This window comes from Ruminococcus champanellensis 18P13 = JCM 17042 (assembly GCF_000210095.1).
In the GTDB taxonomy this organism is placed as follows: Bacteria; Bacillota; Clostridia; order Oscillospirales; family Ruminococcaceae; genus Ruminococcus_F; species Ruminococcus_F champanellensis.
In genome coordinates this window covers 1420103-1432909 of record NC_021039.1, presented here as the reverse complement: position 1 = coordinate 1432909, position 12807 = coordinate 1420103, and the positions used below count along the sequence as shown (strand labels likewise).

The window sequence follows — 12807 nt, the reverse complement described above, 5'->3', positions numbered from 1 at the left end:
CTTTCCCTTGCTTTGCAACTGCCCGTCACGTCTTCGTCTTGTGATGCTTCTCCTGCTTCTCACAGAAAATATACTGATTGTAAGCCTCCACTGTAACCGGAGGCAGATATCCGCCCTTTTTCAGTGTGGTTTCAATGGAGAACCGTATCCCCTCCAGCATGGCGGCGTTGATGCTGGTCAGACAAAGTTGCCGCATCTGCTCCACGCCATCATAGGTACGATCCTCGGAGATCAGATCCGCCAGGTACACGATCTCCTCCAGCCGGGTCATGCCGGCTCTGCCCACTGTGTGATACCGGACAGCATTCAGCACATCCGGATCCGTCACTCCCATGCGCACCTGAAGAAAGTACGCACCGGCAATGCCATGCCACACGGGCTTGGTGACAAGCTCCTCCTTGGAAACTGCGAAGCTGCTTGCCCGAACCAGTTCCTCCTGTTCCTCCGCAGGCAGTTCCTTACACACATCATGCATCAGCCCGGCAAAATAGGCTTTTTCCGGATCCTCTCCGTAAAGCTCTGCCAGGCGCTGTGCCTCATGGGCAACGTTCAGCGAATGAGTATACCGTTTTTTAGAAAGGCGTGCCTTCAGGAACGCCCTGTTTTCATCAAAATGATACAAGCGATCACCTCAAACAATGCTCTCACCGTTGCACACACCGTACAGTCCGTGCAACATTATATATTGTACTACGTTTTCCGGCAAATAGCAAGAAAATTTTCGGCAAAGCTCAATTTTGTGACGGATTTGTGACGAAGACATGGGAAGCGGCTTGGCATGCACCACTGTGACCTGTCCATAGGAGGAAAGCTCCGCCGCCTTCTGGCGCAGTACATCCTCCGGTTCCGTGCCCCGGGATACGCAGAGCAATCCTGCAAGGGTCAGGATCTCCTGCCAACAGTACCAGCTGTCGAAGCTCAGCAGCATATCGCTGCCGGTCAGCAGGAACAGGGCATCCTCCGGGAAACGGCTGTGCAAATACCGCAAGGTCTCCACCGTATAGCTTTTGCCCGGTTTGGTCAGCTCATAATCGCTGACCTCCAGCCAGGGATAAGGCTCCGCTGCCAGCCGGCACATGGCAAGCCGGTCGGCAGCAGGGGCATAGGCATCAGAGGATTTATGAGGCGCCGTGCCGGAAGGCATCAGCAGCATCCGATCCAGTCCGCACTGCTGGTGAACCGTCTGTGCCAGATGCAGGTGTCCGTTGTGGATGGGATTGAAGCTGCCGCCAAACAGGGCAATGCGGCTCATTTCAGATCAATGACCGGCTTTTTCGGATTGCGCCGGTACAGCACGAACCGGCTGCCGATGACCTGTACCACATCAGAACCGGTCTGCTCTGCCAGCTGCTCCGCAGCCTCCCGGGCGGTGTAGCCGGAATTTTCCAGCACCCGTAGCTTAATCAGCTCCCGGGCACGAAGGGCATCGTCAGTCTGTGCCACCAGGGTGTCGCTGATGCCCCCCTTGCCCACCTGAAAAATCGTGTCCATACTGTTTGCCATTCCCCGCAGAACGGCACGCTGTTTGCTTGTCAGCATACTGTACCCCTTTCCTGTTCCAAATACCCATACACCTGCCGGAGGGCATCCGCCCGGTGACTGACTGCATTCTTCTCCTCCGCCGTCAGTACCGCAAAGCTCTTGCCCTGGTACCGGAATACCGGGTCATAGCCAAAGCCATTCTCCCCCTCCGGCACCATGCCGATGATACCCTCTACCTTGCCAAGAAAGCTGTGGGCATCGCCCGTTGCGTCAATATAGCACATGGCGCACAGAAACCGGGCAGTGCGCTGCTGCTCCGGCACACCGGAAAGCTCCTGCAACAGCTTTGCACAGCGGTCTGCGTCCGTGGCATGCTCCCCGGCGTACCGATGGGAATACACCCCCGGCGCCCCGTTCAGTGCATCCACCGCCAGACCGCTGTCATCCGCCAGCACCGGCTTCCCGGTCTTTTCATAAAATGCCCGTGCCTTCAGCTCCGCATTCTCTGCAAAGGTGGTGCCGGTCTCCTCCACATCCAGCTGTACTCCTGCCTGGGACTGGGACAGTACCTCAATGCCCAGGGGACGCAGCATCTGGGAGATCTCCCGCAGCTTGTTCTGATTATTCGTCGCCAGTATGATCTGCTTCATTTGCCTGCTCCTCTCCCTTGTCCGTCCGTTCAAACAATGCAGTTACAAAGCTGCGGCTGTCAAAGGGCTGCAAATCGTCGATCTGCTCTCCCACACCGATGAGCTTCACCGGAATGCCCAGCTCATTCTTGATGGAAATCACAATACCACCCTTTGCGGTGCCGTCCAGCTTGGTCAGCACGATGCCGGTAATGTCCGCCACCTCGTTAAACAGCCGTGCCTGGTTGACCGCATTCTGCCCGGTGGTGGCATCCAGCACCAGCAGGGTTTCCACGGCGCAGCCCTCCGCCTGCTGACTGATGATCCGGTTGATCTTCCGCAGCTCCTCCATCAGATTCTTTTTATTGTGCAGCCGACCTGCGGTATCGCAGATCAGTACATCCGTTTTTCTCGCCTTTGCAGCAGTCACAGCGTCAAACACCACTGCCGCCGGGTCGGAGCCCTCCGCATGCTTCACCAGATCCACCCCGGCACGCTGGGTCCAGACCTCCAGCTGATCAATGGCAGCCGCCCGGAAGGTATCCGCTGCTGCCACCAGCACCTTTTTGCCCTGCTGTTTGTACTGATGGCACAGCTTGCCGATGGTGGTGGTTTTGCCGGCGCCATTGACCCCGATCACCAGAATGATGGAGGGCGTGGTAGACAGATCCAGTGCCACATCCTCTCCCATCATTTCGGAAATGATCTCCTGGATCAGCTCCATGATCTTTCCCGGATCCGTCACGCCCCGCTCCTTGACCCGCTTGCGCAGCTTTTCACAAATCTCCACAGAGGTTTCCACCCCCATGTCGCTCATGATCATGGTTTCCTCCAGCTGTTCAAACAGATCCTCATCGATCTTGGTAAAGGAATTGACCACCCGCTGCATGCCGCTGATCATGGATTCCTTGGTTTTCCGCAGTCCCTCTTTGATTTTACTGAATAATCCCATATGTGTACCTCCTTACGCCTGTGTCGTGGTGTCCAGATCCGGCTGTTCCAGCTTCAAGAGCCTGGAAACGCCGTCTGCCTGCATAGTCACGCCGTACAGCACATTGGCTTCCTCCATGGCACTGCGGCGGTGCGTGACCAGAACAAACTGGGTATGCTCCGTGAACCGGTGCAGATACTGCGCATACTTGCGCACATTTGCTTCATCCAGCGCTGCATCAATCTCATCCAGAATACAGAAGGGCGCCGGACGCAGCTTCAAAATCGCAAAATAAATACAGATTGCCACAAAGGACTGCTCGCCGCCGGACAGGGAAATCAGATTCTTGATGACCTTGCCGGGAGGCGCCACGCTGATCTCGATGCCGGATTCCAGTACATGCTCCGGGTCTGTCAGAATCAGCTCCGCATGGCCGCCTCCGAACAGCTCCTTGAAAATAGCCTTGAAATTGTCGTTGATCCGCACAAAGCTTTCCGCAAAGATCCGGCACATGTCCTCCGTCAGGGATTCGATCAGCTTTTCCAGTTCCCGCTTGGAGCCGGTCACATCCGCCACCTGTGCGGACAGGAAGGTGTACCGTTCGGATACCTCCCGGTACTCCTCAATGGCGCCCACGTTCACATTGCCCAGTGCCTTGATCCTTCCCTTGATCTGTGCCAGGGTCTGCTGCGCCTTTTGCAGATCCTCCAAAGGCTCCGCCAGTTGCTCCGCCTCCGAACGGGTCAGCTCATAGGTTTCCAGCAGCTGCATGATGAGACTGTCGTAATCCTTCTGGGCTGTGATCTTCCGCTCATCAATCCGCATCGCCTCTCCGGCACGCTTTTCCTTGGCTTCGTTGATGGCACGCATTCCCTCCCGCAGCTGATTGATGTACTGCTGCTGGCTGTCATGCTGCCCCTGGAGCCGGGTGATCTCCTGTCTGCATGCTTCCGTTTCTGCCTGCATCCGGGACAGGGTTTCCCGGCTGTGGGCAATCGCCTGCTCCTTCTGGACAATCAACTGCTCCGCTTCTTTCAGCATTGCATGCAACTGAGCTGCCCGGCTCTCGGACTGCTCCGCCGACTGCTGCATATTCTCCAGCTCCCGGCGGGCGGACTCCTGATCCTTCACGCATTCCATCTGCCCCAGCTTCAGCTTGGCAAGCTGTGCGGAAAGTGCCTCCCTTGCCTGCTGCAAGCCGCTGCGCAGATCCTGTTGGGCAGAAAGTGCCTGTTCCTGCCGGGCAATGCTCTGATCCACCTGCTCCAATGCCCGGGTGGCTTCCGCCAGCAGCTGTTCCTGTCGAGCAAGACTCTGCTTTGCCTGCTCCACCCGTTCCTGCTGGGTGGCAGCCTGCTGTCGGGCGGATTCCGCCAGTGCCTGCTTGGCAGTACGATCCGCCGTCAGCCGGATAACCTCCGTCTGTGCCTGGGACAGCGCATCCCGGGTGCTGTCCAGATCGAACCGCAGCTTATCGGTTTCCGCCTTCAACCGCTCCCCGGCAGCCCTCTGACCCTCCTGCTCTGCGGTCAGGGCTTCGATCTCCGTCCCCAGGGTATCCAGCTCATTTTTCCGGGTGATCACCCCGCTGGAATGGGCGGCGGAGCCACCGGTAAAGGAGCCTCCTGCATTGATGACCTGTCCGTCCAGGGTCACGATCCGGAACTTATAGCCAAACCGTTTGGCGATGACCGTGGCACAGTCAATGTCTTCCGCAATGGCGATCCGTCCCAGCAGGGAACGGAATATTCCCTCGTATTTTGCGTCACAGGCAGCCAATTCCGCCGCCAGTGCCACAAATCCCTCCATACTGGATAGATTCGGCTCGTGCAGCAGATTTCCCCGGACGGAGGTCAAGGGCAGGAAGGTGGCTCTGCCGGCACGCTGCTCCTTCAGATAGCGGATGCAACGCTTGGCAATGTCCTCGTTTTCCACAATGATATTCTGCATGGCAGCACCCAGTGCGGTTTCGATGGCCACCCCGTATTCCGGCTTCACGCTGACCAGCTGTGCCACACTGCCGTGAATGCCGCTGATCCTGCCGCTTTTCCCGGCACGAAGAATCTCCTTGATGCTCCGTCCAAAGCCCTCCATGCTGTTTTCCAGATCCTGCAACAGCCGTCTGCGCTGCTGCTTTTCCCGCAGCCGCAGGGTAGCAGCCTCCCAATCCTTCCGCTGCTGGGCGAGCTTCTGCATCTTGCTGTCGTACAGCCGCTGATAGCCCCCCAACCGGTTTTCCTGTTCCCGGATCCGGTTCTGCGCCTGCTCCAGTTGCCTGGAAAGCTGCTCCAGGGCGGTTTCATAGGCTGCGGACTGCTCTGCCTGCCGGGCGGCGGTATCCTCGCCCCCCTCCAGAGTCTGCTTCAGCTGGGTGATCTGCTCCCGGGCGGCCTGCTGGGTAAAGCGATGCTGGCTCTGCTCCAGATACAGGGCATTCACCGCACTGCCTGCTTCGTCATATGCCTTGCCGGCGGCAGCTGCCTCCTGCTCCTGGGCTGCAAATGCCTGCTGTGCCTCCTGGATCTGTGCCGCAAAGTCCTTTGCGTCCTGCTCCAGCTGTGCGATCCGCTGCTGCTGTGCCTGGATGCGCTCTGTCAGCTCTGTTCGGGAAAGCTGCTCTGCCGCATGGCTTTCCTCCGCCTGGGCAATCTGCGCCCGGCTGTGCTGAATATCATTTTCGCTGACTGCAATATCCGCCTTTACAGCGGCGCTGTTCTGTTCGATCTCCAGGATCTGTCCCCGGAGCCGTTCCACCCCCATGGCGCTTTCCTGCATCCGGGTGTAGCCCTCTGCAATCTTGGCTTCCTCCCGGTCAATATCGTTTTGCAGATTTTCATATTCCGCCGCTGCCACCAGGGCCTCCTCTGACAAGGCGTCCAGCTTCTCCCGGAGGGTATCCAGCCGGTTCACCCATACGGAGATCTCCAGGCTCTTGCGCTGCTGGGCAAGCTCCAGGAATTTTTCCGCCTTGCCGGACTGGATCCGCAAAGGCTCCACTCTGCCCTCCAGCTCCGACACAATATCCGTCAGCCGCACCAGATTTTCCTGGGCTGCATGAAGCCGCCGCTCCGCCTCCTGCTTTTTATAGCGAAATTTGGAAATACCGGCAGCCTCCTCGAAGATATCCCGGCGCTCATTGCTCTTGGCGCCTACGATCTCCGCAATGCGGCCCTGTCCGATGATGGAGTAACCGTCCCTGCCCAGACCCGTATCCATGAACAGCTCGTTGATGTCCTTGAGCCGTACATTCTTGCCGTTGATCTGGTATTCGCTTTCCCCGCTGCGAAACAGCCGCCGGGTCACGCTGACTTCCCGATCCTCCGACGCCAGCTCCCCCTGTTCATTGTCAATGGTCAGGGTCACCGCCGCAAAACCGACAGGCTTTCGAGCCTCAGTACCGGAAAAAATAACGTCCTCCATCTTGTTGCCCCGGAGGGTCTTGGTGGATTGCTCCCCCAGCACCCAGCGCACGGCGTCGCCGATGTTACTTTTTCCGCTGCCGTTCGGTCCCACTACAGCAGTCAATCCTTTGTCAAAGCTCAGCTTGATTTTATCAGGGAAGGATTTAAACCCCTGAAGCTCAAGTGATTTCAAGTACATGCAAGTGTTTCCTTTCTATGGACAGATGCGCCCGGTTCCCATATGCATTCCTCCATGCCGCATGCCGGATCCTGTATCAGCCGCAGCACTGCCCCCTGCTGTGCAAACCACGCCCGGTTACAGCCCTTATGGCCGATGCTCCGGCTCAGTGCCGCAGGATGCACCCGAAACGCATAAATGCGCCCCGGCTCCGGCGTGCCGATCTGTGCCTGCATCCGGCGCAGCAGTCTGCGGCTTTCGCAAAGCTCCCGGAAGGCTGGGTGGTAATACCCGGCGATCCGGTTTTCCGATACCCCGTCCTGGGCATGGAGCCCACAGCGGATCACCCGGATCCCGGCGGCGGCGCATTCCTCCAGCAGCCTGGCGCACAGGTCGATCATGTCCGAAAGGGGCAGCATGGGATATGCCCCATCCGCATACAACCGGGCAAGTCTGGTGCCGGGCAGCACCACTGTGGGGTAGATCCGCATGGTGTCCGGTTTCATGGCAATGCACCCTCTGCCGGTGGCAAGATCCGTTTCCGGGGTACTGCCATACAGCCCGGTCATCATCTGTAAGCCCAGTTCCATGTCCTGTGCCCGGACGCATGCGGCAGCCCGGTACACATCCCGGGCGGTATGCCCCCGTTCGTTCACTTCCAGTACCGGATCCCACAGGCTCTGTGCTCCAAGCTCCACAGCTGTCACCCCGTAGGACGCCAGCAGCGCCGCCGTTTCCCTGTCCATGTAATCCGGCCGAGTGGAGAGCCGGATACCCCCTGCAAGCCCATCCCGTAAAAAGGGCTGTACCGCTTCCAGCAGTCCCAGCATGTAATCTCTGGGCAAAGCGGTAAAGCTGCCGCCGAAAAAGGCGATTTGGGTATGCGCCGGATCCCCCATGGAAGGCAAGGTATCCCGGCAAAGGGCGGTCACCTCCTCCGGGGAAGGAGCATGGACGCTGCCGCTGATGCAGTGCTGGTCGCAGAAGCTGCACCGATGGGGGCAGCCCAGGTGGGGAATGAAAATCGCCAGGTTTTTATGCTTCATAGCCCATCAGAGCCAGCGCTTCCTTTGCCGCCATCTGTTCGGCTTCCTTTTTGCTCCTGCCGGTGCCGGAGCCGATCACGTTGGAGTTCAGGCATACATTCACCACGAATGCCTTGTTGTGATCCGGGCCGGTCTGCTTGACCAGCATATACTCCACCTTCTCCTCCGGATTCTGCTGGACGATTTCCTGCAGCACTGTCTTGTAATCTGAAAAGGCTGCTGTCCGGCGGCTGTCGATATCCTCCGGGATAAAGCCCAGCACATAGGGAGTTGCCGCCTCCAGTCCGCCATCCAGGAAAATGGCGGCGATGACCGCCTCAAAGGCATCCGCCAGAATGGAGGGACGGGTTCTGCCCCCGGTGTTTTCCTCCCCCTTGCCCAGCAGGATCGCATCCCCCAGCCGGATCTTCTGTGCGAACACATGCAGGGATTTTTCACAAACCAGGCTTGCCCGGATCTTGGTCAGTTCCCCCTCCGGCAGATGGGTAAAATGCTTGAACAGGTACTGGGATACCACAATGGACAGCACACTGTCCCCCAGAAACTCCAGCCGCTCATTGCTGTGGCGCAGCTTCTTCTTTTCGTTGGCGTAGGAAGAATGGGACAGCGCCTCCTGCAGCAGCTGCTTATCGTGGAAGGTGTAGCCGATGATCTGTTCAAATTCTTCCAAACTCAGGGTATTCCCTGCCTCATGCTCTTTCAATTTTCTTCTCCTCCATAGCCTGCAGCGCCGCAACCGATGCGGTAAGTGTCACTATCATTTTCTCATCCACACAAGCCTTTGCCTGCCGGATGGCATTGTAAAACGCCCGGGCATCCGAACTGCCATGGGCTTTGATCACGGGCTTTGCGATCCCCATCAGCACAGCGCCGCCCACCTCGCTGTAATCCATCTGTTTTTTGAACGCCTTGATCCGGGGCAGCACCAATGCTGCGGACAGCTTGCCACTGACTCCGCTGAACACGTCCTTGAGCTTATGTGCAAAAAAGGAACCCATGCCCTCATACAGCTTCAGGATCACGTTTCCCGTAAAGCCGTCGGTAACGATCACATCATACTCGCCTCCGGGGATCTCCCGTGCCTCCAGGTTGCCCCGGAAGTTGACCGGTGCCTCCTGCAGCCGGTGATAGGTCTCGATCTCCAGCTCTCTGCCCTTGGTATCCTCCGAACCGATATTCACAAGACCCACCGCCGGATTCTCCACGCCCATGACGTTCTTCATATAGGCACTGCCCATCAGAGCAAACTGCACCAGCATCTCCGGTCGGCAGTCCGCATTGGCACCGCAGTCGATGAGCATGCTGACTCCCTTTGCAGTGGGGAGCAAAGGTGCCAGTGCCGCACGCTTGATGCCGGGGCTGCGCTTTGCAAGGAAGGTAGCACCTACCACCAGAGCACCGGTACTGCCGGCGGATACGAAAGCATCCCCCTGGTCATCCCGCAATGCCCGCAGTCCCACCGCCATAGAGCAGTTCTTGTGGGCCTTCAGGATGGAGGTAGGCTCCTCGTGCATCTCGAATACCTCGTCGGTGTGCAGGATCCGGATCTGTTCCAGAGATGTGCCCTGCTCCTCAGCCGTTTTCCGGATGATCTGCTCATCCCCCACCAGAGTGATCTCCACCCCCAGCTGCTGCACCGCCATGGCAGCGCCCTGGATCACTGCCTGGGGAGCATGATCTCCGCCGAATGCGTCTACAATGATATTCATCTGGTCAAACACCCCATTCCGTTCCAGTCTGCGCCGCATCCTCCGTCAGCAATGCCTCCAGTGCCTGCATGCCCCGCTGTGCCAGCGCCATGTATTTTGCTTTCTTGTCCCGGATCCGCTCCGGCAGCTCCGGCAGGATCCCCATATTCGCCCCCATGGGCTGGTATTTTTCGTTGTAGCTGTCGCTGACATGTGCCGCCAGCGCCCCCAGCATAGTCTCCCGGGGCAGATGCAGCGGCGGTTTCCCCTGTACAGCCCGAACCATGTTCAGTCCGGCAACCAGTCCGCTGCCGGCAGATTCCATATATCCCTCCACGCCGGTGATCTGTCCGGCAAAGTACAGATCCGGGTTTGTCCGCATGCAATACGTATCCGTCAGCAGCCTGGGACTGTTCAGAAAGGAATTCCGGTGCATGACTCCATAGCGCATAAACTCCGCATGGGCAAGCCCGGGAATCATGGAAAATACCCGTTTCTGCTCTCCGAATTTCAGATTGGTCTGAAATCCCACCAGATTATACAGAGTGCCCTCCCGGTTTTCCTTGCGCAGCTGCACCACTGCATAGGGTCGCCGCCCGGTATGGGGATCCGTCAGTCCCACCGGCTTCAGCGGGCCGAACCGCATCGTATCCGCCCCACGCTTTGCCAGCACTTCAATGGGCATACAGCCCTCGTACACCCGGAATGCCGCCTTGTCGAATTCCTTCAGGGGAGCAGACTCCGCCCCGATCAAGGCTTCATAAAACGCCTCATACTCCGGCTTTTCCATGGGGCAGTTGATGTAATCCGCATCTCCTCTCCCGTACCGGGAGGCGTAAAATATGCGGCTTTCGTCCAGGCTTTCCCGGGTGACAATGGGGGCGGCAGCGTCATAAAAGCTCAGCTGCTCCCCACAAATCAAAGCGATCTCCCTTGCCAGGGTATCCGCCGTCAGAGGGCCGGTGGCAAGAATGACCTTCCCCTCCGGGATCCGCTCCACCTCTTCCTCACAAATCATGATATTCGGGTGTGAGCGGATTTTCTCCGTTACCATTCGGGAAAACGCATGCCGCTCCACCGCAAGAGCGCCCCCTGCCTCCACTGCGGTTGCCTTTGCACAGGGCACCAGCAGGGAGCCCAGCCGTTCCATTTCCGCTTTCAACATGCCAGGGGCAGAATCCAGCCGGGACGCCTTCAGAGAATTAGAGCACACCAGCTCTGCAAAGGTGTCCGCATGGTGGGCAGGAGTATGCTTCTTTGGCTTCATGTCATACAGAGCCACCGACAGACCCGCCTGGGCGATCTGCCAGGCAGCCTCGCAGCCGGCAAGCCCGGCACCGATGACCCGGATCATTCCTTCAGGCTCCGCTCAAAGCCGCAGCCGGGCTTTTCGCATACCAGCTTACCGGAACGCCCACCCTTCTTGAACAGGGTACAGCCACACTTGGGGCAGGTATCCTCCACCGGGGTGCTCCAGGTCATGAAATTGCAGTTGGGGTAGTTGTCGCAGCCGTAAAAGCTTCTGCCCTTCTTGGATTTTTTCAGCACGATCTTCTTGCCGCACAAAGGGCAGGTACCCTTGGTTTCCTGAACGATCTTCTTGGTGTTCCGGCACTCCGGGAATCCGGGGCATGCCAGGAACTTGCCGAATCTGCCGATCTTGATGACCATCTTCTTGCCGCACAGCTCGCATACCACATCGGTCTCCTCGTCCGGCACCTTTACCCGCTTGCCCTCCATGGCAACCTCCGCCTTGGACAGGGTTTTTTCAAAGTCATCGTAGAATCCATGCAGCATGGATACCCAGTCGCAGTCCCCATGCTCCACCCGGTCCAGATCCGTTTCCATCTTCGCCGTGAACTTGGCATCTACAATATGCTTGAAATGCTCCTTCATCAGCTCGGTGATGACCTCACCCAGTGCGGTGGGTCGCAGCTGCTTGCCGTCCCGCTCCACATACAGCCGGGACAGGATGGTAGTGATGGTGGGGGCATAGGTACTCGGTCTGCCGATTCCGTTTTCCTCCAGTGCCTTGATGAGGGTGGCTTCGGAGTATCTTGCCGGAGGCTGGGTAAAATGCTGGTTCCCATCCAGGCTCTTGACCTTCAGCAGATCTCCCTGCTCCAGAGGAGGCAGCACCTTGTTGTCCTCTGCGTCCGCATCCTTGGATTCCTCATACAACACCGTAAAGCCCTCAAACTTCACAGAGTAGCCGGATGCCTTAAAGCCGCAGTTTCCGGCAGTAATATCCGCAGAAACCGTATTCAGCTGGGCGTTTGCCATCTGGCTGGCGATGAACCGCTCCCAGATCAGCTTATACAGCTTGAACTGATCCGTCGTCAGACTGTTCTTCACCCGCTCCGGCGTCAGATCCGGCATGGAGGGACGAATGGCTTCGTGAGCGTCCTGAGCATTCTTCTTGGACTTGAACACCCGGGGCGTGGGGGGCAGATACTGCTTGCCGTAGGTCTGCTCAATGTATGCAGCCGCAGCAGCCTTTGCCTCGTCGGAAATACGCAGGCTGTCCGTTCTCATGTAGGTGATCAGACCCACTGCACCCATGCCCTCGATCTCCACGCCTTCGTACAGCTCCTGGGCAGCCTTCATGGTGCGCTTAGCCTGGAAACCCAGCCGCCGGGAGGCGTCCTGCTGGAGGGTAGAGGTAATGAAGGGGGGCGCAGGCTGCTTGTTGGTGACCCGCTTCTTGACCCCGGCAACCGTAAACTGCGCCTGCTCCAGGGTCTGGAGGATGCCGTCGGTCTGCTCCTTGGTGGCAAGCTCTGCCTTCTGCCCGTCGATGGTTGCAAGCTTTGCCGCAAACACCTTCCGGCTGGAGGGAGCGGTGAGCTTTGCGTCAATGGACCAGTATTCCTGGGTCTTGAATGCCCGGATTTCATTTTCCCGATCCACCACAAGCCGCACGGCTACGGACTGTACCCGACCGGCGGACAATCCCCGCTTCACCTTTTTCCACAGGAAGGGACTCAGCTGATAGCCCACGATCCGATCCAGAATCCGCCGTGCCTGCTGGGCATTCACCAGATCCACATCGATCTTGTGGGGGTGGCTCATACCGTTCCGGACGCCAGCCTGGGTGATTTCGTTGAATGCCACCCGGTTGTTGTCCTCCATATTCAGGTTCAGCATCTGCGCCAGATGCCAGGAAATCGCTTCTCCCTCACGGTCCGGGTCCGTTGCCAGATAGATCTTGTCCGCCTTTTTGGCGTGCTTCTTCAGATCCTTGATCACGTCCTCCTTGCCCTTCATGTCCATGTACTGGGGGGCAAAGTCATGCTCCACATCCACACCAAATTTGGACTTGGGCAAATCCCGTACATGTCCCATAGAGGCAATCACATCATAATCCCCGCCCAGGTATTTCTGAATGGTCTTTGCCTTGGCAGGAGACTCCACAATTACTAAGTTAGACATATATCTGCATTTTCCGCCCC

11 protein-coding genes are annotated in these 12807 nt (G+C 58.0%); all 11 read right to left on the bottom strand.

Going from position 1 to position 12807, the window contains the following annotated elements; translation table 11 throughout:
- Positions 1 to 25: 25 nt before the first annotated feature.
- The 11 genes from yqeK to topA are packed head-to-tail and all read right to left on the bottom strand — an operon-like array spanning position 26 to position 12787.
- Positions 26 to 622: a bis(5'-nucleosyl)-tetraphosphatase (symmetrical) YqeK gene (yqeK, locus tag RUM_RS13110; RefSeq protein WP_041326304.1), complete on the bottom strand. Its 597-nt coding sequence runs from the start codon at positions 620 to 622 to the stop codon at positions 26 to 28.
- A 9-nt stretch (positions 623 to 631) separates the two neighbouring features.
- The gene (nadD, locus tag RUM_RS13105; RefSeq protein ID WP_015558334.1) at positions 632 to 1252 is read right to left on the bottom strand and encodes a nicotinate (nicotinamide) nucleotide adenylyltransferase; all 621 of its coding nucleotides are present in this window, start codon (positions 1250 to 1252) and stop codon (positions 632 to 634) included.
- Positions 1249 to 1539: a ribosome assembly RNA-binding protein YhbY gene (gene yhbY / locus RUM_RS06295; RefSeq protein WP_015558333.1), complete on the bottom strand. Its 291-nt coding sequence runs from the start codon at positions 1537 to 1539 to the stop codon at positions 1249 to 1251. Before yhbY ends, nadD begins: the two co-directional genes overlap by 4 nt.
- Positions 1533 to 2132, bottom strand: coding sequence for an XTP/dITP diphosphatase (locus tag RUM_RS06290; protein WP_015558332.1), 600 nt, complete (start codon positions 2130 to 2132; stop codon positions 1533 to 1535). Before RUM_RS06290 ends, yhbY begins: the two co-directional genes overlap by 7 nt.
- Positions 2104 to 3063 carry a signal recognition particle-docking protein FtsY gene (ftsY, locus tag RUM_RS06285; RefSeq protein ID WP_015558331.1) on the bottom strand — a complete coding sequence of 320 codons (960 nt, stop codon included), beginning with the start codon at positions 3061 to 3063 and terminating at the stop codon, positions 2104 to 2106. Before ftsY ends, RUM_RS06290 begins: the two co-directional genes overlap by 29 nt.
- A 12-nt stretch (positions 3064 to 3075) precedes the next feature.
- Complete coding sequence (gene smc / locus RUM_RS06280; protein WP_015558330.1) at positions 3076 to 6642, bottom strand: chromosome segregation protein SMC; 3567 nt, start codon at positions 6640 to 6642, stop codon at positions 3076 to 3078.
- Complete coding sequence (locus RUM_RS06275; protein ID WP_015558329.1) at positions 6633 to 7667, bottom strand: elongator complex protein 3; 1035 nt, start codon at positions 7665 to 7667, stop codon at positions 6633 to 6635. The genes smc and RUM_RS06275 overlap by 10 nt, the downstream gene beginning before the upstream one ends.
- The gene (gene rnc, locus RUM_RS06270; RefSeq protein ID WP_041326651.1) at positions 7657 to 8337 is read right to left on the bottom strand and encodes a ribonuclease III; all 681 of its coding nucleotides are present in this window, start codon (positions 8335 to 8337) and stop codon (positions 7657 to 7659) included. Before rnc ends, RUM_RS06275 begins: the two co-directional genes overlap by 11 nt.
- Positions 8338 to 8356: 19 nt before the next feature.
- On the bottom strand, positions 8357 to 9415 hold the full coding sequence (plsX, locus tag RUM_RS06265) for a phosphate acyltransferase PlsX (RefSeq protein WP_015558328.1): 1059 nt from the start codon (positions 9413 to 9415) through the stop codon (positions 8357 to 8359).
- Complete coding sequence (trmFO, locus tag RUM_RS06260; protein ID WP_015558327.1) at positions 9381 to 10709, bottom strand: methylenetetrahydrofolate--tRNA-(uracil(54)-C(5))-methyltransferase (FADH(2)-oxidizing) TrmFO; 1329 nt, start codon at positions 10707 to 10709, stop codon at positions 9381 to 9383. Before trmFO ends, plsX begins: the two co-directional genes overlap by 35 nt.
- The gene (gene topA / locus RUM_RS06255; RefSeq protein ID WP_015558326.1) at positions 10706 to 12787 is read right to left on the bottom strand and encodes a type I DNA topoisomerase; all 2082 of its coding nucleotides are present in this window, start codon (positions 12785 to 12787) and stop codon (positions 10706 to 10708) included. The genes trmFO and topA overlap by 4 nt, the downstream gene beginning before the upstream one ends.
- Positions 12788 to 12807 lie beyond the last annotated feature (20 nt).

Coding starts and splice junctions, on each gene's coding strand:
- RUM_RS06290 (WP_015558332.1), bottom strand. CDS start 2,132: ATGAAGCAGATCATACTGGCGACGAATAATCAGAACAAGCTGCGGGAG.
- yhbY (WP_015558333.1), bottom strand. CDS start 1,539: ATGCTGACAAGCAAACAGCGTGCCGTTCTGCGGGGAATGGCAAACAGT.
- nadD (WP_015558334.1), bottom strand. CDS start 1,252: ATGAGCCGCATTGCCCTGTTTGGCGGCAGCTTCAATCCCATCCACAAC.
- RUM_RS06275 (WP_015558329.1), bottom strand. CDS start 7,667: ATGAAGCATAAAAACCTGGCGATTTTCATTCCCCACCTGGGCTGCCCC.
- ftsY (WP_015558331.1), bottom strand. CDS start 3,063: ATGGGATTATTCAGTAAAATCAAAGAGGGACTGCGGAAAACCAAGGAA.
- plsX (WP_015558328.1), bottom strand. CDS start 9,415: ATGCGGCGCAGACTGGAACGGAATGGGGTGTTTGACCAGATGAATATC.
- topA (WP_015558326.1), bottom strand. CDS start 12,787: ATGTCTAACTTAGTAATTGTGGAGTCTCCTGCCAAGGCAAAGACCATT.
- trmFO (WP_015558327.1), bottom strand. CDS start 10,709: ATGATCCGGGTCATCGGTGCCGGGCTTGCCGGCTGCGAGGCTGCCTGG.
- smc (WP_015558330.1), bottom strand. CDS start 6,642: ATGTACTTGAAATCACTTGAGCTTCAGGGGTTTAAATCCTTCCCTGAT.